Raw genomic sequence first — 26219 nt, 5'->3', positions numbered from 1 at the left:
AAATTATTGCTAAGAGCACTCAACATTTTTTTGATAAATTCGCCGCAGCTGTAGATTTATCAAGGTCTTGATACACGATTTCTTACTGTAATTCCTTGTTTACTAAGTTAGGATAGAAGTAATACCGAACATATAATCAGGATTGTTCATGAAAATGATATTTAAGGGAATAGGTAAACTGTTCCGTGGAATTTGGAAACTAATTAGCTTTACTCGTCAGCTAATTATTAACCTAATTTTCCTTCTGATCGTAGGTGCGTTGTTCTTTGCTTTTTCTAAAAGTGGCGAAGAGCCGACAATTCCCGATGAAGCAGCACTTGTGCTTAATCTGTCTGGCCCCATTGTTGAACAACGCAACTACATTAGCCCTATCGATGCCGTTACCAGCAATGCGTTAGGCCAACCGCCTGTTAGGGAAAACGTATTATTCGATATCGTCGAAGCCATTCGTACCGCTTCAACTGACAATCGTATTACAGGCTTAGTGCTTAACCTGAAAGGAATGAGCGAAACTAACCTTACAAAGTTACGTTATATCGCAAAAGCCATTGAAGAGTTCAAGCAAGCAGGTAAGCCTGTTTATGCCGTTGGTGACAACTACAAGCAAAGCCAGTATTACCTATCAAGCTATGCTGATAAGGTTTTCATGTCTCCTGACGGCGGGATATTACTGACGGGATATGGTCGCTACAGCCTGTATTACAAATCATTGCTAGAAAAGTTAGACGTTAATACGCATGTTTTCCGTGTCGGCACTTATAAGTCATTTGTTGAACCTTACACCCTCGACGGCATGTCTGATGAAGCCCGAGAAGCGAATACCGTATGGCTAAATCAACTATGGCAAGCCTACACCACAGACGTAGCCAAAAACCGTAATATCGATGCCTCAGCTCTGACACCAGACCTTGATAATTTCATCGCTCAATTACAAGATGTCGGTGGTGACTTTGCTCAATTAAGCTTACAAATGGGTCTAGTGGATGAATTGATTAACCGCCCACAATTACGTCAACACCTCATTGATACATTTGGCAGTGACGGTGACAACAGCTTTAAACAAGTAAGTTATTACGATTACCAGCCAACGATACAAAGTACAGATCTGCCAAGTGAAAACCAAATTGCCGTCGTGGTTGCCAGTGGCGCAATTGTCGATGGTAGCCAATCCAAGAATTCAGTGAGTGGAGATGCCACGGCAGCTTTGCTGCGTGAGGCTCGGCTTGATGATAAAGTGAAGTCAGTCATTCTTCGGGTTGATAGCCCAGGAGGCAGTGCATTTGCTTCTGAGGTGATCCGTAATGAGGTTGACGCATTAAAGCAAGCGGGTAAACCCGTCGTGGTTTCAATGTCTAGTTTGGCGGCATCTGGTGGCTATTGGATCTCTTCAAGTGCCGATCATATCTTAGCCCAACCAACAACCATCACTGGTTCTATTGGTATATTCGCCATTTTAACGACCTTTGAAAAAGGGCTTGAAAAAATGGGCGTCTACAGCGATGGCGTGGGTACAACGCCATTCTCTGGCGTAGGTGTTACTCGTGAGTTACCGGAAGGCGTTGCCCAAGTCTTCCAGCTTGGTATTGAGCATGGTTATCAACGCTTTATTGGTCTAGTAAGCCAAAATCGTGATATGTCACTTGAACAAGCCGATAACGTTTCTCAAGGCCGAGTATGGACAGGTCAGGATGCGCTAAAATTAGGCCTTGTTGATGAGCTGGGTGATTTTGATGATGCGATTAACGCTGCCGTTAATATCGCACAGCTAGACAGCTATGAACTACGCTGGATGGCAGAACCACTTAGCACTGCAGAATTGTTTATGCAGCAATTTAGCTCTCAAGCGCGTGCGTTTATTGCGTCAGTAATGTTCGATAATGTACCTGAAGCCTTGCAACCTGTAACACAACAGGTTGTAACAGATCTTACCGCTCTTGGTAACTTTAATGATCCAAAAGGGCAATATGCGTTCTGCATAAACTGTATCGATATTGAAAAGTGAGACTAGCCCGGCAACGCCGGGCTTTTTTTACGAGCAGTTAGCCGTATAATGCGCGCACCAACCCATTAATTCTGTACTCGAAAATGGAAAGAAAACACATTTATATTGCCTATACTGGCGGCACCATTGGTATGCAGAAGTCAGACCATGGTTATATTCCTGTTGCTGGCTTTATGGAAAAGCAACTGGAGAGCATGCCAGAATTCCATCGTGCAGAAATGCCTAAATTCACTATCCATGAATACGATCCATTGATCGATTCTTCGGATATGACGCCAATGGATTGGCAGCGCATTGCCGATGATATTAAAGCGAACTACGACAAGTACGACGGTTTTGTAATCCTACATGGTACAGATACCATGGCATATACCGCATCTGCGTTGTCATTCATGTTCGACAACCTTGATAAACCTGTAATAGTTACAGGCTCTCAGATCCCGCTTGCGGAACTGCGTTCTGACGGTCAAAGTAACTTGCTCAATGCATTACATATTGCGGCTAACTACCCGATTAACGAAGTGACTGTGTTTTTCAATAACAAGTTAATCCGTGGTAACCGTAGTACCAAGGCGCATGCTGACGGGTTCGGAGCCTTTATCTCACCGAACTTACCCCCTTTATTAGAAGCGGGTATCAATATTCAGCTTAACAATGTTGAGCTTGATAAAAAGCCTGAAGGCGCTTTTAAAGTACACAACATCACCCCACAACCTATTGGTGTGATCACAATGTACCCAGGTATTTCACCAGAAGTTATTCGCAATACGCTGCGTCAGCCAGTAAATGCAATGATCCTGTTAACTTTTGGCGTGGGTAATGCCCCACAAAACCCAGATTTACTTGAACAGCTACAAGAAGCGACTGAACGCGGTGTGATTGTGATGAACCTGACACAGTGCCTATCCGGTAAAGTGAATATGGGCGGCTATGCTACCGGTTGTGCTCTTGCTGATGCTGGCGTACTCAGTGGCTATGATATGACCCCAGAAGCAGCTCTCGCTAAGCTGCATTACTTACTGAGCCAAGACTTACCCACTGAAACAGTCAGAAGCTTAATGCAGCAAGACTTACGTGGTGAGCTTACTCACTAATTCGTCCATCAGCCTCTCTTACCTTAAAGCGAGAATCTATGATTCTCGCTTTTCTTTTTCCAGCCGTCGCTTTATGCCAGTCATCTATATCCAACTTCGGCATAACTTCATTCTTTCTCGTCTACACTTTCTGTTATTACTCTTTATACAGGCAAAGCTATGACGATGATCCTCCACGGTGCGTCCATTTCACCTTTTGTCAGAAAAATCATGCTAGCACTCGCGTATAAAGGGATAAGCTACGAGTTACAGCCACTTAATCCTTTTGTCGAAAAAGAGTTAGCTCAAAAGCGTCACCCGATGGGAAAGGTGCCCATCCTCGAACATAATGAGCTGAGCATTATCGATTCAACCGTTATTGCTCACTACCTCGATGACACTTTTCCTGTCCCCCCGCTTTACCCTGGTGATGCCGCATCACGAGCACAGATCCGCTGGCTCGAAGAATATGCCGACACACGACTAACCTCGCTCATTGGTGGAGTCATGTTTTACCAAAAGATTTTACGAGGTAAGATTCTCAACAAAGATATTGATGAGGAGGCGATTGAGCTCTGTATTGAACATCATTTACCACCCGTCTTAGCTTATTTAGAAGAACAATTGCCCGACAACGGTTTTGTTACTGAGCATTTTTCAATGGCTGAGATCAGCTTATGGAGTGTCATGCGAAGTGGGTGGATGGCAGGATTACGTTTTTCTAATTACCCTAAGCTCAATCAATACCTCAGCACCATAGAACAAGAGCCATGGGTTGCCAATTTGATCAGTGTTGAGGATCATGAAATGTCAGGCTTTTATTGCAAGCCCATTGTTATTGGCACCCAAGATTAAAACCTTGCTCTTGTTACAGCTGCTCGTAATCGAAACGGGCAATCTCATCAGTGTGGTTTGATGATTGATCACCTTCAAAATCACGCTTAAATTCTGCTTTTGATTTGAATTTGATTTCCCCCCCAACTTCTACGGACATATGTTCAGCTTGAACATTGTGGCGTGATTGGTAAAGCATAACCGCTTGTAAGGCTGAATCACGTTGCGCCTCCGTTAACACGGTACCATCTGGCCATTTACCAAGCTCAACAGCTGTAGAGATACGACGATAGATATCTGGTGTCATCGCTTTTAACAGAGTATCAAGATCCATATGATTTACTTTCCACGTTCATTGTTTAATTATTTTGCTTGGTATACCAGTTTCAGCTCAAGCTCGCCAAACATCCGTCGATAAAATGCTTAGGGGATCACACTACACTTAAAAATGGGAATCCGATTTCCTGTACAACTTCTGGTAAAATGGGACTTATCAGAGTTAATCGCACCAATAGCGAAAAACCAATCAACAAATTCGCCTTAGCCAGCCGCACAGGATCAACATAGCATTCGTATGAAGCATTCTTTTACAATCATTTCCAAGGTTATTTTTATCGTAATTAGCCTAATCGTTCTTTCTGGCTGCGACTTGAAACACCGATCGACAGATAGCCTGTGTAACAGTAACCCTCAACTATGCGCTGATACGAATCTGAATGATGGTCAATGCCGGCTGCAGCGCACTAGCTTAATCTGGCAACGATATGACGTGCTGAAAAATCCAATTGATGCTGAGAAGTTCAAAGAGCTTAAATTTACCTACGATTATCAAAAATGCTTAGAGTATGCGGCACGTATTGAGCCCACCGAATTAAAAGAACGAAAAACCAACCGTACTCGTGCGCTACTAAAGGCTTATGACTCCATTAAACGGCTCAACCTTGAACTTGCTGACTCCTCAGACCCAGACATTATCTACTATCGATGGAGCCAAGGTGACAGGAAGGCACTACAGCAATTTCTCAAACTCGAAGGGACACCAGCGCTAGAGACACCCGAGATGCAACTCGCGTTAGCCACTTTCTATACCGATAAAGACAAAGCAAAGACCATGGCTTTATTGCAGCGAGCATTAACTCTCTACGACAAAAACCAAAAAGTAAAACCTGAAATTATTCAAAGCCTAGCGACTATTTCTCATCAAGACGGCAATATAGACCATGCCTACTTATGGGCGATGATCGGTAATGAACTAAAAATACCGGTTAGCAGCCGTGAAAAGCTAATCGCGTTCTACCCAATGGACGACCAACAACGGGAAGGTCTTGATCGTAGAGCGAAACAAATTGCAAAAGCGATTAATCGCGGTGAGTATAAAATCAACATGGTGCGATAGCCGCACCATGTTCAAAACACTGCAAAGGTGAAAGTAAATTACGCCTCCCCCTTATCCTCTGGCACTTGAAACACCAACGAGACCGAATTAACACAATATCGCTCTCCAGTCGTTTGTGGCCCATCAGGAAAAACATGACCTAAGTGGCTGTCGCACTGCGTGCAGCGGATTTCAGTTCGAAGCATACCGTGGCTGTTATCCTCTAAATAGCGAATTGCAGCTTTATCCACTGGGGCATCAAAACTCGGCCAGCCACAACCTGAATCATATTTACTGTCAGAGCTAAACAACGGCGCATCACAACAAGTGCAACTATAGATGCCCGTTTCACGGTTATGTAAAAGTGTCCCTGAGAACGGCGCTTCCGTTCCCTGTTCACGACAAACTCGATATTGCTCATCGGTTAACTTGCCCTTCCAATAAGCATCTGATTTATCTGACATTAGATATCCTTATTATATTTATTTTGTTGTCACTTTAGAAAATGAGTTGCCAGTTTGCTGAGTGTGGCACATACTTTCCGCTCGAAAGGATTTTACATCTTCACGACTCATTTAAGCATATTTTAGCTGGGCTACGTGTTGATATTAAAAGTTAATAACGATAATGATGGATATTCATACAGCTCCTGTATACTTTTGCAGCGTTGTAGTGGGAATGTAAAAAAAAAACGAAATTTTTTTGACCTTACGCAATTTAAATTCGTTTTTCACTTGCAGCATCACATTTGTTTCTGTAATTTTACTACCAGTTATCTTTCATTAGAAATTAAGTTGTGGAGCAACTGAAATGACTATCAAAGTAGGTATTAACGGTTTTGGCCGTATTGGACGTTTTGTTTTCCGTGCATCTGTAGAGCGTAACGACATTGAAGTTGTTGGTATCAACGACCTTATCGATGTTGAGTACATGGCATACATGCTTAAGTACGACTCAACTCACGGCCGTTTCAACGGTACTGTTGAAGTTGAAGGCGGTAACCTAATCGTTAACGGTAAAACTGTTCGCGTAACTGCTGAGCGTAACCCAGAAGATCTTAAGTGGGATGCAATCAACGTTGACGTTGTTGCTGAAGCAACTGGTCTTTTCCTAACAGACGAGACTGCACGTAAGCACATCACTGCTGGTGCTAAGAAAGTTGTTCTAACTGGTCCTTCAAAAGACGCTACGCCAATGTTCGTAATGGGTGTTAATGACTCAACTTACGCTGGCCAAGACATCGTTTCTAACGCTTCTTGTACTACTAACTGTCTAGCACCTGTTGCTAAAGTTCTTAACGACAAGTTCGGTATCGAATCTGGTCTTATGACTACAGTTCACGCAACTACAGCAACTCAAAAAACTGTAGATGGTCCTTCAGCTAAAGACTGGCGTGGCGGTCGTGGTGCTTCTCAGAACATCATCCCATCATCAACTGGTGCAGCTAAAGCAGTAGGCGTTGTTCTTCCTGAACTAAACGGCCTTCTAACTGGTATGGCTTTCCGCGTTCCAACTGCAAACGTTTCTGTTGTTGACCTTACAGTTAACCTAAAAACTGCTGCAACTTACGAAGCAATCTGTGCTGCTATGAAAGAAGCATCAGAAGGCGAGCTAGCTGGCGTTCTTGGTTACACTGAAGACGCAGTTGTTTCTCAAGACTTCATCGGTGAAGTTCAGACTTCAGTATTCGATGCTAAAGCTGGTGTTGCGCTAACTGACAAGTTCGTTAAAGTTGTATCTTGGTACGACAACGAAATCGGTTACTCAAACAAAGTTCTTGACCTAATTGCTCACATCTCTAAGTAATGTAAGCTTTTAGTAAGAATAATAAAAGGCGGCGCTTTTAAGTGTCGCCTTTTTTGTATCTGGCGATCACCGCAATAGAAAACATGATTAAATTGAGCTTCTTCATTGGTAACTAAAGACTGAATTAGTCATATTGGTCGATGTATTTTTATGCTTTAAGCAGCATTTTACAGCTTTTATACTACCGTTCCGAGTTGAAAATACAAGAAAGACTAAAATTTACTTACAAATTTAACAAATATTTTTTATTTTTTGTTGATAATTTTTAAATAAAAATAAGTTTGACGACTTTTGATATTTTTTATCATTGCGTATCAACGTTAACAATAATGATATACCAAAGTGACTTTAAGAAGCTGAGTAATGGCTCGTATCACGCTATGCCAGCCTTGCCCCGCAGAAGGTTGCTTTGGTATATAAATCAAACAATTAAAGGATTGCCTGATGGACTTGCGTCAACTTTCTACACTTTCAACCTTATCTGACTCAGTTACTGTGTGTGAATATCAAGGCATAAAGATAATTCGCATTATCCACAATGCTGTTGAAGCGGGCATTTCGCTTCATGGCGGTCACCTCATCTGGTTCAAACCCACCGGTGAAAGCGATGTCATTTGGTTAAGCGAAAAAGCTGAGTTTGATCCAACAAAGGCTATTCGAGGTGGTATCCCTGTTTGTTGGCCATGGTTTGGTAAAGCAGCAACACCGTCGCACGGGTTTGCCCGCAATAGTGAATGGACATTAAAAGAGCACCGTGAAAATGAGCACGGCGTCATTGTGGCACTCGCATTAGAAGATAATGAAACCACACGTGAGATTTGGCCGCATAAATTTAACAACGAGCTGATTTTTGAAATGAGTTCAACCTTAAAGGTCAGCCTGACATCAACCAATACTGACACGTCCACTTGGCATTATGGCGGAGCGCTCCATAGCTATTTTGCTATCAACGATATTAATCAGACCCATACTACAGGCATGGGTACACACTACCTTGATAGCACCCAAGGTGGTAAAGCCTGTATCGGTGAAGAAACGCTACACTTTGCTCAAGAAGTTGATCGTGTCTATAGCCAACCAACAGATGTCATCACTATTCACGATACCGCTGGTCATCGCTCGCTTGAAGTGAGAAATAGCGGTCACAATGCAGCTGTTTTATGGAACCCTTGGCAAGCCCTGTCACAGAGCATGGCTGATATGGCAGACAACAGCTTTGAAACCATGGTATGTGTTGAATCAACACTGACTGGCAATGACAGCATCACCCTTGCGCCAGGTGAAAGCCACACATTAGCGACCGAAGTATTCGTCAAGCGTTAAGTAACCCTAAGCGCCTTACGATCAATTTTAAGGCGCTTTCCCCTAGCCCACATTAAATTAAGCAAGCATTTGAGAGTTAGCTTCAATCAATACCCAGCCATTACCATCAGGGTCAACAAATGTCGCAAAGCGCCCTCCAATAATGGTAACGATTTCAGACAACGGTACACCACGGCTACTCAGCTCATAATGCGTACTATGTATATCGTCTGTCTGTACGACTAACCCCTGTACAGAGCCAGCCTCCATTCCCCCAAACGGGATCACTAAGCTGATGGTTGTCTCGGCCCCCTTAGGCGCTAACTGAATCCACCGCTTATGATTATCAGCGTGATGATCACGTATCAGCTCAAACCCAAGTGCGTCTCTATAAAACTGTAAGGCTTCTCCTTGGTCAGAGACAGGAATTGAAACAGTGTCGACTCGTGAAATACTCATTAAACCAGTTCCCCCCAATCAATAGCACTTTTTTATCATAAGCTAAGGCATTTGATTTCGCGCACGAAATAAACATTATTCGTGCCAATGCAACGCCGTATTTAAAACAAAACACGGCTATTCATACCGATTTTTTCCACGATCAAACCGAAATTAAACAGAAAAACAGCCCTTTTTTAAAAATAACATCTTGCGCCAAGCATTCGCGCCAGTTTGCTCGTTTGCACAAACAAACGACAAGTTATTTAGCCAAAATGACTAGCTATGAAATAAATTTCGCAATATTCAACTAGCTATTTTTGCAAGCTAACCGCTCACATATCCGCAACTATTTAGTGATGTTTTTTTAAACATTCTCTCTTGCAGAACGCGATTTATAGGAGGATAGTAACAATAAGTACAAAAAACACTCACTTTGTGAGCGTGAAGTTGAAAGGGAAATTTAGTTTATAAACCAACAACTCATTGAAGCAAATTAATCAGTTAGGTCTAGTCTTAAGTTAAGAGGGATGTGAAAGTATTTTGTTTTCGTCCTTTCTAATTGATTAAAGAACGATTCAGGGGGCATACCATGAGTATTTTTGACCACTATCGTCAGCGCTATGAAGAAGCCAAGGATGAAGAGCTTTCACTACAAGAATTCCTTGAAATCTGTCGCAACGATCGCAGTGCGTACGTAAACGCAGCAGAACGTCTATTGATGGCTATCGGCGAGCCAGAAATGATCGATACCGCTCAAGATCCAAGTTTGAGCCGTCTTTTCTCTAACCGTGTAATCTCTCGCTACAAAACGTTTGAAGATTTCTATGGCATGGAAGATGCTATAGAGCAAATCGTCTCTTATTTAAAACATGCCGCTCAAGGTTTGGAAGAGCGTAAACAAATTCTCTACCTACTTGGTCCTGTGGGTGGCGGTAAATCATCTTTAGCTGAAAAGCTAAAAAGTTTAATGCAGAAAGTACCTGTATATGTACTCACCGCTGACGGCGTACGCAGCCCAGTAAATGACCACCCTTTCAGTCTATTTGATAAAACTGAAGATGGTGATTTGCTGAAGCAAGAGTACGGCATTCCTGAGCGCTACCTCAACACCATTATGTCACCATGGGCCGCGAAGCGCCTGCATGAATTTGGTGGGGATATAACTCGATTTAAAGTGGTTAAAGTCCGTCCATCTATTCTAGACCAAGTCGGTATTGCGAAAACTGAGCCAGGCGATGAAAACAACCAAGATATCTCGTCGCTTGTTGGTAAGGTTGATATTCGTCAGCTAGAACATTTCTCACAAGACGATCCAGATGCTTATAGCTACTCTGGTGCACTTTGTAAGGCAAACCAAGGCCTTATGGAGTTTGTGGAAATGTTTAAAGCGCCATTAAAAGTGCTGCACCCACTACTTACTGCAACACAGGAAGGTAACTATAACGGTACCGAAGGGCTTTCAGCCTTACCGTTTGACGGTATCATCCTTGCTCACTCGAATGAATCTGAGTGGCAAACGTTCCGTAACAATAAGAATAACGAAGCCTTCTTGGATCGTGTTTACATTGTTAAGGTTCCATATTGTCTACGCGTTTCAGAAGAGATAAGAATTTACGAAAAACTACTACAAAGTAGTGAGCTTTCTGCCGCACCATGCTCACCAAGTACGCTTGAGATATTGGCGCGATTTACCGTACTGTCACGCTTAAAAGAACCAGAAAACTCCAGCCTCTATTCTAAGATGCGTGTTTACGATGGCGAAACACTAAAAGACACCGATCCAAAAGCAAAATCTTACCAAGAGTACCGGGATTATGCGGGTGTTGATGAAGGTATGGCTGGTCTTTCAACCCGTTTTGCTTTCAAGATTTTGTCACGTGTATTCAACTTTGATCATTCAGAGGTGGCAGCTAACCCTGTTCATCTGTTCTATGTACTTGAGCAGCAAATTGAACGTGAGCAATTCCCGCAAGAGTTAGCTGAGAAATACCTTGAGCATTTAAAAGGATTCTTAACACCTAAATACGTTGAATTCATTGGTAAAGAGATTCAAACCGCCTACCTTGAGTCTTACTCAGAGTATGGACAGAATATCTTTGACCGCTACGTAAGTTATGCTGATTTCTGGATTCAAGATCAAGAGTATCGCGACCCAGAAACTGGGCAACTATTCGACCGCTCGGCATTAAATAACGAGTTGGAAAAAATCGAAAAACCTGCCGGTATCAGTAATCCGAAAGATTTCCGAAATGAAATCGTTAACTTTGTATTACGTGCTCGTGCAAGTAATGCCGGTAAAAATCCTAATTGGACCAGCTACGAGAAACTGCGTACCGTTATCGAGAAGAAAATGTTCTCGAATACCGAAGAGCTACTTCCCGTTATTTCATTCAATGCTAAAACTTCAACCGATGAGCAGAAGAAACACGATGACTTTGTTGCTCGTATGATGGAGAAAGGCTATACCCGCAAACAGGTTCGCTTGTTGTCTGAATGGTATTTACGTGTTCGTAAGTCGTCATAAAGACCGAGTGTTAATGGATGAATAAAGGGGGGAGCTTATGGCGCATTTCATAGACCGCAGGCTCAACGGTAAAAATAAAAGCACGGTAAACCGTCAGCGATTTTTACGCCGTCACAAGCAACAGATCAAAGAATCAATTGCTGATGCGGTAAATAAACGCTCGATTACCGATGTAGATAGCGGTGAGAATATAACCATTCCTTCCCGCGATATCAGCGAGCCAAGCTTTCACCAAGGCCGCGGTGGACGACGTGAAGTTGTCCACCCGGGCAATGACCAGTTCAGCCCCGGAGACCGCATTGAACGCCCTCAAGGAGGGGGCGGTCAAGGTGGTGCCGGTGAAGGACAGGCTAGCCCTGATGGTGAAGGGCAAGATGAGTTTGTATTCCAAATTTCTAAGGATGAATATCTCGATCTTCTCTTTGAAGATTTAGAGCTACCAAATCTTGAGAAAAACCAGCTAAACAAAGTTGTTGAATGGAAAACGTTCCGTTCGGGTTATAAGTCTGCAGGGGTTCCAGCCAATATTGCAATCGTAAAATCATTGCAAAACTCTTTGGCCCGACGTACGGCAATGACAGCAGCAAAACGCCGTCAGTTACGAGAGTTGGAACAGACCCTCGATTTATTGATGAATACTGAGCCCGCTCAGCCTTTTGAAGAAAAAAAGGTGAAGGAAGATATTCTAGCACTGAAGCAAAAAATCAGCAGTGTGCCGTTTATTGATACCTTCGATTTACGTTACAAAAATTATGAGCGCCGTCCTCAGCCCACCAGCCAAGCAGTCATGTTCTGCTTAATGGATGTATCAGGCTCAATGGACCAAGCAACCAAAGATATGGCTAAACGCTTCTATATCTTGCTGTACTTGTTTCTTAATCGAACTTATAAGAATGTGGATGTGGTCTTTATTCGACACCATACACAGGCAAAAGAAGTGGATGAGCACGAGTTTTTCTACTCCCAAGAGACCGGTGGCACAATTGTTTCAAGTGCTCTGCGGATGATGGATGACATCATTAAAAAACGCTATTCACCGGCAGAATGGAATATATATGCAGCGCAAGCTTCTGATGGTGATAACTGGGCGGATGATTCACCCGGCTGTAGAGAGCTACTGGATAAACAAATTTTGCCAGCCACTCGCTACTACTCTTACATCGAAATTACGCGGCGAGCGCATCAAACACTTTGGCGGGAATATGAAGCCCTACAAGGTAAGCACAGTAATTTTGCAATGCAGAACATCAGAAGCGTAGAAGACATATTCCCTGTATTCCGGGAGCTATTTAAGAAGCAAGTTAATTAATATCGCTTTAGGGGAGTGTGCTATGGAGACAACCACAAAGTCAAAGGCACTCAGTGACGGTCCAGATTGGACGTTTGATCTTCTCGATCAATATCATATAGAGATAAAGCGTGTAGCCGATCATTATCGGCTAGACGCCTACCCCAATCAGATTGAGATCATCACCGCTGAACAAATGATGGATGCCTATTCCAGTATTGGTATGCCCATTAATTATCATCACTGGTCATTTGGTAAACGTTTCATTGAAACAGAACGGGGCTATAAGCATGGTCAGATGGGGCTTGCTTATGAAATCGTAATTAATTCCGATCCCTGTATCTCCTATCTAATGGAAGAAAACACAATCACGATGCAAGCATTAGTAATGGCTCATGCTTGCTATGGACACAACTCGTTTTTCAAAGGCAATTACCTCTTTAAAACGTGGACAGATGCCAGTTCAATTATCGATTACCTCTTATTTGCACGGAAGTACATTACTGAATGTGAAGAGAAATATGGTGTTGAAGATGTTGAGCGCCTGGTTGATTCCTGCCATGCGCTAATGAATTATGGCGTTGACCGCTATAAACGTCCTGAACGTATTTCAATGGTCGAAGAAAAAGCAAGGCAGCAAGCGAGAGAAGATTACCTGCAAACACAGGTGAATGCTTTATGGCGAACGATTCCAGTTCAACAAGAAACAGAAAATGTCGCAGAAGAAATCCGCTTCCCGTCAGAGCCACAAGAGAACATTCTTTACTTCATTGAAAAGCATGCGCCTTTACTGGAGCCTTGGCAGCGTGAAATCGTCAGGATAGTTCGTAAGGTTAGTCAGTATTTCTACCCACAAAAACAAACGCAAGTCATGAATGAAGGTTGGGCTACATTTTGGCACTACACCATTTTAAATCATCTATATGATGAGGGACTAGTGACAGACCGTTTTATTCTTGAGTTTTTACACAGTCATACCAATGTCGTCGCTCAACCTGAATATAACAGCCCATACTATAGCGGTATTAACCCCTATGCACTTGGGTTTGCAATGTTCCAAGATATTCGCCGAATATGTGAGAATCCGACGGAAGAAGATAAGCATTGGTTCCCAGACTTTGCGGGTAAAGATTGGCTCGAAACCGTGCACTTTGCGATGGAAAACTTTAAAGATGAAAGCTTCATCAGTCAGTTTTTATCACCAAAAGTGATCCGTGACTTCAAGCTATTCGCCGTTGATGATGATGATAGGCACAACTATGTTGAGGTAAGTGTTATTCACAATGAAGAAGGGTATCGTACCATTCGTGAAAAACTCTCATCACAATATAACTTAAGTAATAATGAACCCAATATTCAGGTTTGGAATGTTGCTTTAAAAGGTGACCGCTCCCTAACGTTACGTTATGTACCACATAACCGTATTCCGCTGGCTAATAGCCACGATGAGGTGTTAAAGCATATGTATCGCTTGTGGGGATTTGATATCACACTTGAAGAGGAACTGCCTGATGGACGCACCCAAATTTTAGGGACTTGTCCAGTGCGAAATCAATACAACACCGAAATGTAATTCAACATTTAGAAACAAAAAAGCGAGAGCATTAGCTCTCGCTTTTCTTTAATTCTGTATTATTGCTCTTCTTCATATAAGTGGCGTGCAATCTCAAGACGGTTTGCATACCAAATTGCACCACTTTCTCGACCATATTGACGAATACGATCGGCAACAGCTTCAGGTTGCTGGTTATCGCAGTACGATTTCATATCACGGTAGAAGTTAAGCGCTAGCTCGCATGCTTCCTGATTCATGAAGTAGTAACCACCAACACGGGTGTAAATCTTACGCAAACCATTGATAGTTAACACGTAAAGCGTATTGCCCGATTTTTTCGCCAGACCTTGGTACATACGGTAATCGAAATAATTGAATGCACGGGCACGGCAGATTGCTTCACACAGTTCAGGATCATCTTTTCCGTATTTATCAACAATCTTTTTCACTTCTTGCACTAAAGCAGCTTTGTCTTCGCTATTCTCAACGAATTCAGCAAAGCTCTCTGCTTTTAGCAATGATTCACACTCATCAATAACATGATCAAGTAGTTGGCTCGACTCTTCATGGTTGCCCTTAACGGCATAACGCATGTAAACACTGCTAATGTCAGTACGTGCAGACAATAAGTCTTCCAGCACGCTCTGAACATCCTGTCCATCTAAGGTAATCAGTGTATCCAGAATACTTAAGCCCGAAGTATCCATGTAGTTGTTAACGCGTGTTGGTTTACCATGTTGAATCGTTAACCAGCCATCACGAGCAAGCCTTTGTAATACTTCACGCAGCGTTGTTCGAGTAACACCAATTAGTTCGGATAACTCTCGCTCTGCAGGTAAAATAGAGCCCTGAGGGAAGTGATTATTCCAGATACTTTCTATAATATATTTCTCAGCAAATGTTGCTGGGCTATCAGCCTTTATAACCATCTGATTAATTTCCAGTTGCTTCTTGCTATTTTTTTATTGACTCATCATACCACTAGTATGATTTGGTTGCCTACTTTAATGCGGATAGCGACCACCACGCACAAGGCTTTATACAGCCTAATCGACCATGATAACAGATAGATTCAGTTAATATCTTCAGACAAATAAACACTTACAGTATATGGACATACCATTCACATCCCCATTAATACTTTAATCTTTGCATCAACATCAAAAAACTTGATAAAGCTCAACGTATTTTGAAAGATGTAAGCATATATTTCACCCGCTCGTAGCAAACTCGTGCTTTTCACGCGTTTTTTGATGATTTTACACAATATTAAATAAGTTCATCTACTAGCACTTGACTGATCTAGATCACACGGTACAGTTAGCACGATCTGGGAGCTGAATGGATGCTGCTGCCTGCTTTAAGTTAAACACCATACATGTATGATTTTTAGCTTAGAGGGTCTCTACAGAACAATAACCGACACAATAATATAATGGTTATTCTGCTCTCGGACTACAAAAGGCAAAGTAGCACGCAGCTCATCTTTATGTTTATGCGTATATTTTGAGAGACTCGAAACATGGCTATTTCGCTAGGGAACGCCTTTATAAAGAACTTTTTAGGCAAGGCTCCAGATTGGTACAAAGTATCAATCATTGCTTTTCTAATCATTAATCCGCTCGTTTTTTTCTTCGTAGACCCATTTCTTGCCGGTTGGCTTTTGGTTATTGAGTTTATCTTTACCTTAGCTATGGCGCTTAAATGTTACCCTCTTCAGCCTGGTGGTTTACTGGCTATAGAAGCGGTGGCTATCGGTATGACCAGCCCTGAAATGGTTAAACACGAGCTTGTTGCAAATATTGAAGTGCTCTTACTGCTGATCTTTATGGTTGCTGGTATTTACTTCATGAAGCAGCTCTTGCTGTATATATTTACCAAAATACTGATCGGTATTCGCTCCAAAACGCTACTATCACTCGCCTTCTGTGTTATGGCGGCTTTCCTGTCGGCTTTCCTTGATGCACTAACGGTTATCGCCGTTGTCATTAGTGTCACAATTGGCTTCTACAGCATTTATCATAAAGTCGCCTCTGGCCAAGAGCCTCATGCCTCGCATGATCACACGTCTGATAGCAACATCCGTGAAGTTAGCCGCGATGACCTTGAAAACTACCGAGCATTCCTACGTAGCCTGCTCATGCATGCTGGTATTGGTACTGCTCTGGGTGGTGTCATGACCATGGTGGGTGAACCTCAAAACCTGATCATTGCAGACCAAGCTGGCTGGTTATTTGGTGAATTTATTCTACGTATGTCACCGGTAACAATACCTGTTTTCTTCTGTGGTATTTTAACTTGTGCCCTCGTCGAAAAATTCCAAATATGCGGTTATGGTGCTTTGCTACCTGAAAATGTCCGAAGAATATTAGTTGACTACGATAACGAAGAACGTAAACGCCGAACTAACATTGATTACGCAAAACTATGGATTCAAGTTGTTATAGCAGTTTGGCTCATTGTTGGCCTTGCCATGCACCTTGCCGCTGTTGGCCTAATTGGTTTGACGGTCATAATTCTTGCGACATCATTCACTGGCATCACTGAAGAGCATGCTCTGGGTAAAGCGTTTGAAGAAGCTCTGCCGTTTACTGCACTATTAGCGGTCTTTTTCTCAATCGTTGCGGTGATCATCGACCAACAGCTATTCGCACCAATCATTAACTTGGTATTGAGCCTTGAGGGTAATGCTCAAATGACCATGTTCTACATAGCGAATGGTCTACTCTCAATGGTTTCTGACAATGTATTCGTCGGTACGGTATACATCAACGAAGTGAAAACAGCGCTAGATAACGGTGTCATCACTCGTGATCAATTTGACATGCTAGCCGTTGCCATTAATACCGGTACTAACCTACCGTCAGTGGCGACACCGAATGGACAAGCTGCATTCCTATTTGCGTTAACATCGGCACTGGCACCATTGATTCGCTTATCATATGGACGCATGGTCTACATGGCGCTGCCATACACCATCGTCCTGTCTATCGTTGGTCTTGCCTGCATTGAATTTACGTTACTGCCGATGACCAACTGGTTTTATGATATGGGCTGGCTCACTCAGGCAACTGAAACCGCCATACAAATTGCACCGTCTACTGGACATTAATTGAATCTTTCGTAAAGATAAGTGTCAGTTATAACAAATCAAGGCCCTGAATATTCAGGGCTTTATTTTAAAGCTTCTACTGCCTATTAATGGCTCGTTCATCATATTAACTGGATATACACCATGCACTTTCTGTATACCTTTTCTAAAAGCCGTCTCTCGTGGCTTTTACTGTTTGCTTTTGTTGTGTTTTTTGAGGGCTGCGCACTGTTTTTCCAACATGTGATGAAGCTCGACCCTTGCGTAATGTGCATCTATGAACGTGTTGCAATGATGGGGATCGGTTTTGCCGCACTACTGGGAATGATTGCACCACAAAATGCCATTATTCGATGGTCTGGCCTTGCAGCATGGGGCTATACCGCTTACAAGGGACTTGAACTAGCCCAAGAACATGTGGGTTACCAATTTAACCCGTCACCATTTGCAACATGTGACTTATTTGTCACCTTCCCAGACTGGGCTCCTTTGAATAAATGGGTTCCGTGGATGTTTGAAGCGAATGGTGATTGCAGTAAAGTCGTATGGGAATTCCTTGGCCAGTCAATGCCGCAGTGGCTAGTGATCATTTTCGCAGCTAACCTTGCCGCTATAGCACTTATTGTTATTGCTCAGTTCCTAGGTACCAAGAAAGATTAAATACCGCCTAATGCGTAAAGATTAAAAAAGCGAGAAACTCACGTTTCTCGCTTTTTTCTGCTCAGGAAAATGCCTTCCACTAACCGTTTTTTAACGCATCAACGATAGGATAATCGGCTGGGCACAATGGATAGTTAGTAATATCACCAAGCTCAACCCATAACGCATTTTGATGACTTTTTAAAACGAGATCGCCCGCCAGCCAATGTGATAAGTAGCCCATCAAATGAACGACCTTATCGCCGTAATCAAAACGACTTTCGGCTAGAAATTGTCCTGTTTGGGTCTCAATCACCAACTCTTCAAATAGCTCACGTTGCAATGCTTGCTCCGGTGTCTCTTGCGGTTCAACTTTACCGCCAGGAAACTCCCACAACCCACCTTGGCTAGCATGGTCAAACCTCTGTGCAAGCAAATATTGTCCCGATTTTTTTATGACACCAGCCACAACCAAAATGACGGGTTTATCCGCGGTGTTATCCTTTGCTGTCATGTATTACTTGCCACAACATTGCTTGAATTTTTTTCCACTACCACATAAACACACATCGTTACGGCCCGTTTCCTTATAAGGGTTGACCGCTTGGGCTGCAGCGCCTTGCTGAATCTCATCAGCAGCCATTACAACTTCGGCTAGCATCAAAGGCAGTTGTGAATAAAGATCCTCAAGGGCTGGCATCCCTGTCACACCAGCTTCAGCCATTTGGCCCCGTGTGCCCTCTTCATCCATGATTAACATCAGTGTGGTAATCAATGCTGATAGCATTCGCATAGTGCCATCAGACATTGGCTGTTCAGCCCAATTAGGTTCAATGGCTGGCCAAACAGTTAAAAAACCTTCGGCAAAGTGAACCATATCATCCGTCAGCCCTTGTTCGGACTGCCAATTGACTTGCTCTGGTAATACAAACTCACCGGCTTTGATATGGCAATATTGCATTTCAAAGTGATTCAAGATCGTTCTTTTATCATCACTATTGATTACTACAGATTCATCAACTTCAACACCACCCGTTACCAATAGCGGTAGCCAAGTCTCAGGGTCTAACGGCTTTGGGTTGGCGTTAGCCGCCAATAGCGCACCTTCAATAAAAGTGGCTGGCATGCCTTCCCACTGTTCCGGTAGTGTCATTAGTTCAGTCATGGTGTTCTGTCTCATTTCATCGTTATTGCCGCAGATTATATACCCAAGTCAATCTCGCTGAAACGCACAACTTGATCATATTACGAATGTGTTTGAAAGCCTTCATCATTTCAGTAAGTTGAGTTATCTCAGTAAAACAACTAAAAATCGATAAAACGGTTGAATTCAATAGCGAATAGTGGCAAAAATGATGAAGTTTAAGCCAGCATCAGGATGCAAAGTAATATGTCAGGAGCCATCATTGCCGGAGCAAGCGGTCTCGTTGGAGACGAACTATTGCACCTTCTTCTTAGCCATCCGGCATTTAGCACTGTCTATTCGCTGTCTCGGCGCGAGCTTCCTTTCCATGGATCTAAGCTCACTCAGATTGTCCACTCAGAGCTTAGGATCACTGACTGGGAAGAATCCGCCCCAACACCTACGATTGGCTTTATCTGTTTAGGTACAACCAAAAAACAAGCTGGCAGTAAACAAGCACTAGAGGCAGTGGATTACCAACTCGTCAAAGAGGTGGCAAATACCATGAAAATGATTGGCGTAAAACACATTGTCGTCATATCTAGCTTATTTGCTAACCCTTGGTCGCCTTCTCATTATTTGCGCTGTAAAGGCAAAATGGAGAAAGCCCTCACTGCCATGAATTTTGAACATTGCGTCTTTATTCGACCCGGCCCCTTAAAGGGCGAGCGCAGTGCTCCACGTAAAGATGAACTGTTAGTACAAGGCATTTTCGACATCTTCCAGCCCGTCGTGATTGGCCCTCTTGCGAACCTCGATCCTATCCCTGCAGAACAAGTGGCTAAACGTATGCTAGCACTGTCTATTGCAGCAGAAAACGGAACACTTAAAGCAATCGAAGTGATTTCAGGAAAGATGCTATTAGACAAGCCCGCAGTTACCCACTAAAATCTCGCATCCAAACTAGGGGCAACTCCTAGAGACTATTCGACTACTTGTATCGAGAAGTGCAATGCGTGTAATTTTAGGCCCGATGGAAGGTGTACTTGATCATCTAATGCGGGAAATGCTGACAGAAATAAACGATTATGACTTATGCGTGACTGAATTCGTCCGTATCGTTGATCAGTTACTACCCAATAGTGTTTTCTATCGTTTATGCCCTGAACTACATCAAGGCGGGAAAACTGCTACCGGTACGCCGGTACGTGTACAATTGCTTGGCCAACATCCCGGCTGGCTGGCAGAAAACGCACATCGCGCAATACAGTTGGGTTCATCTGGCATCGATATTAATTTTGGCTGCCCCGCTAAAGCAGTTAATAAAAGCCGTGGTGGTGCTGTTTTATTACAAGACCCACAACGAATGTATGACATCGTTAAAGCCGTACGCAAAGCAACTGACCCAAGAAAGCCCGTTACGGCAAAAGTCCGTTTAGGCTGGGATGATCCTTCTCACTGTTTTGAAATTGCCGATGCCGTTGCACAAGCCGGTGGCGATGAAATCGTCATCCATGCCCGTACCAAGGTCGATGGTTATAAAGCAGACACCATTAAATGGGATCACATCCGTCAGCTTAAAGGCAAAGTAAATATCCCGATTATCGCTAACGGTGAAGTGTGGAACTATCAAGATGGCCAGCGTTGTCTGGAAACAACACAGACCGATGCCTTAATGGTGTGCCGCGGTGCGCTTAATTTACCGAACCTTGGGAATGTCGTTAAGCACAACGCCCCACCAATGACTTGGCCAGAGGTACTTCAGTTATTACTTCGCTATTCTGAGTATGAAATTAAAGGCGATAAAGGCCTGTATTATCCAAACCGTGTTAAACAATGGTTTGCTTATCTGCGTCATCAATACCCAGAAGCTAAAGCATTGTTTGTCGATATCCGCAGTTTGAATAAAGCCGCTCCAATTATCGATGTATTAAAGCATGCCTATGCCAATATACATCTTCGAGCGGTAAACGATTAATACAATGATTAATCGCATTTAGCTTTGCAGACAAACTATCCCCACAAAGAGAACGTAAAAACAGTCCTCTTTGTGGATGAGCTAAATGTATTAGTGGAAATAATTCACTTTACGTTGTAATGATGTCGCCCCTTGTTTGAGCTGATCGGCATTGTGATTCGTTTTTTCACTTAGCTCTTTACTACGTTGGTTTAAACTACTAATTTCATGAGCGTTAGCTGCTATTTCATGTGAAACTTGCGCTTGCTGCTCTGAGGTTGCCGCTATCGTTTCAGCTTGCAACGCAATATCTCTGACTTGCCCTGTTATTGTCTGTAAGGAGTCATCAGCAATATGTGCTTTTTCAAGTAACATAGTGGCATTTTCACGGCTATGACCCATCAGGCCAACAGCGCTCTGTGTTGATACTTTCAACTCTTCAATGATCAATACAACATCTTGTACAGAAGATTGAGTTCGATGAGCGAGGGTTCTCACTTCATCAGCGACAACAGCAAACCCGCGACCTTGCTCGCCTGCTCTCGCGGCTTCAATGGCTGCATTTAAAGCCAGTAAGTTAGTCTGCTCAGCTATATCATCAATGATCTTAGTAACCGATTGAATGTTTTCACTCTGCTTGCTGACCTTATTAATGGCTGTTGATGACTCACCTAGCAAGCTATTTAACTGACTAATGCCATCAGTTACATCATCGACACACGCACGGCCAGCTTGGGTCTCTTCGTCAGCATTGCGTACATTACTCGCAATCGTCTCCACTTGCGTGGCAATAGATTGCGCAGAGGTCGCAAGCTCTTCTATCGCCGACACCACTTGCTCGACCCGATCTTGCTGCTTATCCATCTGAATCAAATTTGACTTCGTATCTGTCGCGACTTGACTCGCCTGAGTTGACACATCACCGCTCGTCGTACGGATATCAGACACTAGCTCATTGAGCTGATTTGCCATCCCGCCCACGCTGTTGTTTAACCTTACAATCTCACTCTTTGAATTATCATCACCTTTAGCCACTTTCATGCTGACTTCACCTTTCCCTAAGCGCTCCATGAAATGGGTAAGGCTACTGAGCGGTGAAATAAGCTGATTGAGATACAGGCTAAGCAATAGAAAACTCGCCGCACCAATGACCAACGCAACAATAATGATGATTTTTAATAAATCTTGGCTCTGCTTGGTCACTTCGCTAACGAAGGTGCCACCAAGTAACTTCCAGTTCCACCCTGGCACTTCAGCAAATATAAGGTATTTTTGATCCGAGCGACCTTGGTTGTCCCACTGAAACAACAGCAGGCCATTAGCGGTTTCAAAAATAGCATCAAAAGGGCGCGCACCATCAAAATCAGTGATATCAATAATGGCAGGATCTTGTTCGGTAAATGTGGGGTGAAGTAAATACTTACCAAGTTGGTCTTCCTCATTATTTACAACGATGGTGTAACCCGTATCACCCCAACTGACGGTATTTAATGACGCGTAAATTGCTTGGGTCGCATCCGTTAGTGGTAAACCAACAAACACTACAATTGGATCACCCGACATTGAGTGGCGAACCGGAAAGTAAGAGGCTAAATACGTTTCACCAAACATGGTTACTTGTTCGGTATAGCTTTGACCTTGCCGTAGGCTTGTGTATGCCGGGTGCTGTGATCCAAGTGCCGTACCAACAACTCGTTCGCCGTTCTGATCGGTTAATGATGTGGATATTCGGATCCAATCATCACCAACAGGTGAAAATATCGTCGCAATTGCACCGGTATCTTGCGTAAAGGCATCTACAATCTGATTATTGTTAATCAGGCTTTCACCGTTAATGGTGATATCTAATACGCTATGGCCATGTAACACCTGAGTATTACTCTCCGCAGTCACCCCTTGTATATAGCGATGGCTAAACGCTGAAGACAGAGACTCTAATGTCGACAAATAGCTGTCGTATTGCCCAGCAACCGTTCGGGCAATCGCATTAAGCTGACTTTGATGGCTATCGAATGTGTTTTCTAAGTAAGAATTGTATGCAGAGCGATAGACCAGCGTGGCTGTCGTGGTAAAAGCTGTAATTAAACACAACATAATCACGAGCCTAAGCTGCAAACCAACACTGGCATTTCTAAATTTTTTCAGCATAATTTCTCAAAATGAGGTTAGTAACGTCCATAACAAGTAAGATAATGAATTCCATTTCCTTAGCTTTTAGCGGCTGAATCTATCGATAAATTCAATTAAAAAACATCAGAGTTGGCTTTATTATGTATGGAGTTATTGCTGATATTAAGATTATTAATAGGCTGTTTATAATTGCCTAAAATCGCAAATTTATTTGGCAGGACGTTTATGCGTAAGTGTTTATATGCGTTATAACACGACACTCCGAAACGTTATTCTTGATTTAAACCCAGTTCTTTCTGCTTTCTTTTTGTCAGCCCTAGCGAGACAATCCGATGAGACTCTCGGAGGTAATACATTAACGCCTCATCTGTTTCTTGCGAGCTTTCGTAATGCTGTATCCACTTCATTCCGCGAGAAGCAAAATAAGGTGCTGGTTTATAGCCACTATGATCGCTTAAAAAAACGTAATTAAGATCAGATACTTTAAAGGTGAACGCCGGACGACTATTGTTTCCCCAGCCACCAATAGCGAAAACTTTATCACCCACTTTCCAAACATGGGAATTGTTCCATTGCATCACATACGTTGTAGCAGGTAATTCACGGCAGAACGCATTGTACTCGTCATAAGTCATAGTTATCCCCTCCACCTAACGTTAAACTAAAAATGGCGCCATATAAGGTGTAAATATACCCCCCTCTACGAACGCCATTATCATTTGCTATGTTTGATTACTTAGAATCAGCACGGCTCATGAATTTATTTTCAGAGGTGTTGATCTTAATCTTTTCACCATTTGCAATATATTCAGGTACCTGAACAGACAAACCAGTAGAAAGAATCGCAGGCTTAGTACGAGCACTCGCCGAAGCCCCTTTGATAGAAGGATCGGTTTCAACAATCACAAGTTCAACCGTTGCTGGTAATTCGATAGCCACAGGAGAATCGTCAACAGTTAGTACTTGAAGACCTTCTGTCTCTTCGGTGATGAAAAGTAGCTCTTCTGCAATAGACGCTTTATTGAAGTTATAAGGCGTGTAATCTTCATTATCCATGAAGACATACTCATCACCATCAATGTATGAAAAAGTAACTTGATGGCGACGGAAATCTGCAAGCGTAATCATCTCATCAGCTTTAAAGCTTTCGTCAGCTTTCGTACCTGTTGCTACATCATAAAGACGCATTCTGTATAGGCTAGCGCCAGCACGACCACTAGGCGTTAGCTTTTTAATTTCTTTAACAAGAAATACTTTACCGTTATGCTCGATAGCTGCAAACTTTTTAATCTCACTTGCCTTTGGCATGATCATTTTTCCAAAAATAAATTGTGCAGTGAAATTACCATGAACTGGATTTTAGGCAAGTATTGAGAGTGTGAAATTCCCGTTTTTTCACCAAAAAAATGGCTATAAATCGGCTGCTTTCAGCCAAACTATAACCATTTCTCGGCGGAGATTGAATAACGTATAAATCGGTGGCTCTAACAGCCAACTATTTGCGATTAGGATGATTCAAAATTTCCAAGAATTAATTTTTGTTTCTATGAATCATGAGAGAGTCCAGCAATACCAATGGGTTCATGACTTTCTCAACAAAAAGCCTTTCTCTAATCAAAAACTGAGAAAATCACCCCGAAATTCTCAACTATCCCATCAAGTCGATCAAAGCAATTCTCGACATTTTGTTGCTAACCAGCGCTCTGCGATACAAGCAAGCAAGCAATCCTCCGTTGCATCATACATGCCTCTCATACAACCACATACAACCACAACTCTGCGTAAGAAACTTTTGGACAGAAATGAGCTAGCCCTACCTTGAATAAGTTAAGCTAAAAATCATTAAGCTAATTTTTTATTTAGTTTAAACACAATGGGGCAAAAGCTAGCTACGCCTTCATACAGCCATTAATCAGACTGCCTTACACCAAAATCCTCATCGGGTAACTCACTGTCAAACATATTAATACCACGACGGTGGTCTATCAGTGCCAATAAAGCGACGTGGAAACAATTCTCACACAAATCTAAATGATGAGAAATACCATCATTTTTAGAGCCATAGCCCCAAGAGGCGGTTAGCTCGCCTACCTCTTCAACTCTTGCGCCATCGCAGTCAATCAAAACGCTAGCACCACAGACGTCACAACGACGGTCAACAACGACCTCGACCTGTTTTAAACCGTAAATTTTCATGTCTACTATCCATATCTGAGCTCACGTTTCATCAATAGTAAACCAATCTCCCATTGAAAGCTTAATGGGGGAAATCTTTGTTACGGTGATATACCCGCCAGCACGAAGCTGGACATTTTCGTGTTTAGTGCCCCGTCAGCAAACCTCTGGACAGGTTTAATCCGACTTACACATGAAGCCAAAGCAGCAGTCTAACGGCTTATAGCTATAGACACACCTTCATTAATGAACTTAAACAACAAGGATATGCAGAGGCCAATATCGCACAGTTGGTTGGTCACTCCGTTCAAAGTCAGACATTTAACAGATACGGAAAGAAGTGTGCACTAGACAAGCTAATGCCGATCGTTGATTCTCTTGCATATCCCATTAAAGAGATATAAATCAACTCACCCCAGCCAATCTCAGATAATAAAAAGTAATCTATAGTTTATATTATAYTTAAATAAAGTAACTATTAAACAACGACTAAAGAGTAGCTTCCTCAATATTCATTTCAATTCATTTTAAAAAGATGAAAAGTACAACTAATGGTTATGAGGAATACTTTAGTAACTGAGGACAAAAAGTGATCACAGTCAATCAGTGAGAATTGCTAACTTGATTTTGTCCCGATCCGAACCAGAAAACACCAGAAAACCCGACTTCGTTAGAAAGTTTTGGACAAAAATGAGCTAGCCCATCAGCTAACTCGAAGCTGGATCCCCCAGTTAAAAGTTATCTTCAAAGTAAAATATTTGCATTAATTTTTATAATGTGATTTTCAGAGAAATCGTGGCTCAATGACAGATTTACACTTTTTACATGGAATAAATATACCGATAATACACTTTTTACATGGAATAAATGTACCGATAATACACTTTTTACATGGAATAAATGT

At 42.6% G+C, this 26219-nt stretch carries 23 protein-coding genes; 13 read left to right on the top strand and 10 right to left on the bottom strand.

Features of this window, described 5'->3' with window-relative positions; genetic code table 11:
• Nucleotides 1–148: 148 nt before the first annotated feature.
• From sppA to L4D09_RS09555, 3 genes are all read left to right on the top strand, one after another.
• Nucleotides 149–2002 (top strand): signal peptide peptidase SppA, encoded by a 1854-nt coding sequence (gene sppA, locus L4D09_RS09565; RefSeq protein ID WP_428457276.1) that lies wholly within the window; start codon nucleotides 149–151, stop codon nucleotides 2000–2002.
• Between the two features lie 83 nt (nucleotides 2003–2085).
• Nucleotides 2086–3096: an asparaginase gene (gene ansA, locus L4D09_RS09560; protein WP_428457275.1), complete on the top strand. Its 1011-nt coding sequence runs from the start codon at nucleotides 2086–2088 to the stop codon at nucleotides 3094–3096.
• Between the two features lie 159 nt (nucleotides 3097–3255).
• The gene (locus L4D09_RS09555) at nucleotides 3256–3930 is read left to right on the top strand and encodes a glutathione S-transferase family protein (protein WP_428457274.1); all 675 of its coding nucleotides are present in this window, start codon (nucleotides 3256–3258) and stop codon (nucleotides 3928–3930) included.
• 13 nt (nucleotides 3931–3943) lie between these two features.
• Here the strand turns inward: L4D09_RS09555 and L4D09_RS09550 are convergent, their stop codons facing one another.
• Nucleotides 3944–4243 carry a YeaC family protein gene (locus L4D09_RS09550; protein ID WP_428457273.1) on the bottom strand — a complete coding sequence of 100 codons (300 nt, stop codon included), beginning with the start codon at nucleotides 4241–4243 and terminating at the stop codon, nucleotides 3944–3946.
• Between the two features lie 240 nt (nucleotides 4244–4483).
• Here L4D09_RS09550 and L4D09_RS09545 point away from each other — a divergent pair, with 240 nt between their 5' ends.
• Complete coding sequence (locus L4D09_RS09545; protein WP_428457272.1) at nucleotides 4484–5305, top strand: DUF2989 domain-containing protein; 822 nt, start codon at nucleotides 4484–4486, stop codon at nucleotides 5303–5305.
• A gap of 38 nt (nucleotides 5306–5343) precedes the next feature.
• On the opposite strand, the gene msrB is transcribed toward L4D09_RS09545, so the two are convergent.
• The gene (gene msrB / locus L4D09_RS09540; protein ID WP_428457271.1) at nucleotides 5344–5748 is read right to left on the bottom strand and encodes a peptide-methionine (R)-S-oxide reductase MsrB; all 405 of its coding nucleotides are present in this window, start codon (nucleotides 5746–5748) and stop codon (nucleotides 5344–5346) included.
• Nucleotides 5749–6094: 346 nt separating this feature from the next.
• On the opposite strand from msrB, the gene gap reads away from it, so the two are divergent.
• Together gap and L4D09_RS09530 are read left to right on the top strand one after the other, a co-directional pair.
• A complete protein-coding gene (gene gap, locus L4D09_RS09535; RefSeq protein WP_428457270.1) occupies nucleotides 6095–7090 on the top strand; it encodes a type I glyceraldehyde-3-phosphate dehydrogenase in 996 nt (331 codons plus the stop codon).
• 444 nt (nucleotides 7091–7534) lie between these two features.
• Nucleotides 7535–8413 carry a D-hexose-6-phosphate mutarotase gene (locus tag L4D09_RS09530; protein ID WP_428457269.1) on the top strand — a complete coding sequence of 293 codons (879 nt, stop codon included), beginning with the start codon at nucleotides 7535–7537 and terminating at the stop codon, nucleotides 8411–8413.
• Between the two features lie 57 nt (nucleotides 8414–8470).
• Here L4D09_RS09530 and L4D09_RS09525 read toward each other — a convergent pair whose 3' ends face one another.
• Nucleotides 8471–8851 (bottom strand): VOC family protein, encoded by a 381-nt coding sequence (locus L4D09_RS09525; RefSeq protein WP_428457268.1) that lies wholly within the window; start codon nucleotides 8849–8851, stop codon nucleotides 8471–8473.
• A gap of 571 nt (nucleotides 8852–9422) precedes the next feature.
• Here L4D09_RS09525 and L4D09_RS09520 point away from each other — a divergent pair.
• The 3 genes from L4D09_RS09520 to L4D09_RS09510 are packed head-to-tail and all read left to right on the top strand — an operon-like array spanning nucleotide 9423 to nucleotide 14218.
• Nucleotides 9423–11357: a PrkA family serine protein kinase gene (locus L4D09_RS09520; protein WP_428457267.1), complete on the top strand. Its 1935-nt coding sequence runs from the start codon at nucleotides 9423–9425 to the stop codon at nucleotides 11355–11357.
• A gap of 37 nt (nucleotides 11358–11394) precedes the next feature.
• Nucleotides 11395–12666 carry a YeaH/YhbH family protein gene (locus L4D09_RS09515; protein ID WP_428457266.1) on the top strand — a complete coding sequence of 424 codons (1272 nt, stop codon included), beginning with the start codon at nucleotides 11395–11397 and terminating at the stop codon, nucleotides 12664–12666.
• 22 nt (nucleotides 12667–12688) lie between these two features.
• Nucleotides 12689–14218, top strand: coding sequence for a SpoVR family protein (locus L4D09_RS09510; protein ID WP_428457265.1), 1530 nt, complete (start codon nucleotides 12689–12691; stop codon nucleotides 14216–14218).
• 59 nt (nucleotides 14219–14277) lie between these two features.
• Here L4D09_RS09510 and fadR read toward each other — a convergent pair whose 3' ends face one another.
• Nucleotides 14278–15129, bottom strand: coding sequence for a fatty acid metabolism transcriptional regulator FadR (gene fadR, locus L4D09_RS09505; protein WP_428457264.1), 852 nt, complete (start codon nucleotides 15127–15129; stop codon nucleotides 14278–14280).
• Between the two features lie 593 nt (nucleotides 15130–15722).
• Between fadR and nhaB the strand changes: the two genes are divergently transcribed.
• Both nhaB and dsbB read left to right on the top strand, forming a co-directional pair.
• The gene (nhaB, locus tag L4D09_RS09500) at nucleotides 15723–17312 is read left to right on the top strand and encodes a Na(+)/H(+) antiporter NhaB (protein WP_428457263.1); all 1590 of its coding nucleotides are present in this window, start codon (nucleotides 15723–15725) and stop codon (nucleotides 17310–17312) included.
• A gap of 123 nt (nucleotides 17313–17435) precedes the next feature.
• Entirely contained in the window at nucleotides 17436–17951 is a 516-nt protein-coding gene (gene dsbB, locus L4D09_RS09495) for a disulfide bond formation protein DsbB (RefSeq protein WP_428457262.1), read from the top strand.
• Nucleotides 17952–18030: 79 nt separating this feature from the next.
• Here dsbB and L4D09_RS09490 read toward each other — a convergent pair whose 3' ends face one another.
• Nucleotides 18031–18444, bottom strand: coding sequence for a (deoxy)nucleoside triphosphate pyrophosphohydrolase (locus L4D09_RS09490; protein WP_428457261.1), 414 nt, complete (start codon nucleotides 18442–18444; stop codon nucleotides 18031–18033).
• A 3-nt stretch (nucleotides 18445–18447) separates the two neighbouring features.
• The gene (locus tag L4D09_RS09485; RefSeq protein WP_428457260.1) at nucleotides 18448–19095 is read right to left on the bottom strand and encodes a YecA family protein; all 648 of its coding nucleotides are present in this window, start codon (nucleotides 19093–19095) and stop codon (nucleotides 18448–18450) included.
• 213 nt (nucleotides 19096–19308) lie between these two features.
• Between L4D09_RS09485 and L4D09_RS09480 the strand changes: the two genes are divergently transcribed.
• Both L4D09_RS09480 and dusC read left to right on the top strand, forming a co-directional pair.
• Nucleotides 19309–20001, top strand: a complete 693-nt coding sequence (locus tag L4D09_RS09480) for an NAD(P)H-binding protein (protein WP_428457259.1) — start codon at nucleotides 19309–19311, stop codon at nucleotides 19999–20001.
• Nucleotides 20002–20065: 64 nt separating this feature from the next.
• Nucleotides 20066–21031, top strand: coding sequence for a tRNA dihydrouridine(16) synthase DusC (gene dusC / locus L4D09_RS09475; RefSeq protein ID WP_428457258.1), 966 nt, complete (start codon nucleotides 20066–20068; stop codon nucleotides 21029–21031).
• A gap of 90 nt (nucleotides 21032–21121) precedes the next feature.
• Here dusC and L4D09_RS09470 read toward each other — a convergent pair whose 3' ends face one another.
• The 4 genes from L4D09_RS09470 to L4D09_RS09455 all read right to left on the bottom strand — a co-directional run bounded on the left by L4D09_RS09470 (nucleotide 21122) and on the right by L4D09_RS09455 (nucleotide 25336).
• Nucleotides 21122–23158 (bottom strand): methyl-accepting chemotaxis protein, encoded by a 2037-nt coding sequence (locus L4D09_RS09470; RefSeq protein WP_428457257.1) that lies wholly within the window; start codon nucleotides 23156–23158, stop codon nucleotides 21122–21124.
• A 251-nt stretch (nucleotides 23159–23409) separates the two neighbouring features.
• Nucleotides 23410–23775 (bottom strand): MmcQ/YjbR family DNA-binding protein, encoded by a 366-nt coding sequence (locus tag L4D09_RS09465; RefSeq protein ID WP_428457256.1) that lies wholly within the window; start codon nucleotides 23773–23775, stop codon nucleotides 23410–23412.
• A gap of 97 nt (nucleotides 23776–23872) precedes the next feature.
• A complete protein-coding gene (gene efpL, locus L4D09_RS09460) occupies nucleotides 23873–24448 on the bottom strand; it encodes an elongation factor P-like protein EfpL (RefSeq protein WP_428457255.1) in 576 nt (191 codons plus the stop codon).
• 600 nt (nucleotides 24449–25048) lie between these two features.
• Nucleotides 25049–25336 (bottom strand): hypothetical protein, encoded by a 288-nt coding sequence (locus L4D09_RS09455; protein ID WP_428457254.1) that lies wholly within the window; start codon nucleotides 25334–25336, stop codon nucleotides 25049–25051.
• Nucleotides 25337–26219: the final 883 nt, after the last annotated feature.

This window comes from Photobacterium makurazakiensis, from assembly GCF_050336715.1.
GTDB classification, from domain to species: domain Bacteria; phylum Pseudomonadota; class Gammaproteobacteria; order Enterobacterales; family Vibrionaceae; genus Photobacterium; species Photobacterium makurazakiensis.
Note: the sequence above shows the minus strand (reverse complement) of the source record. Positions and strands in the feature narration are given on the sequence as shown.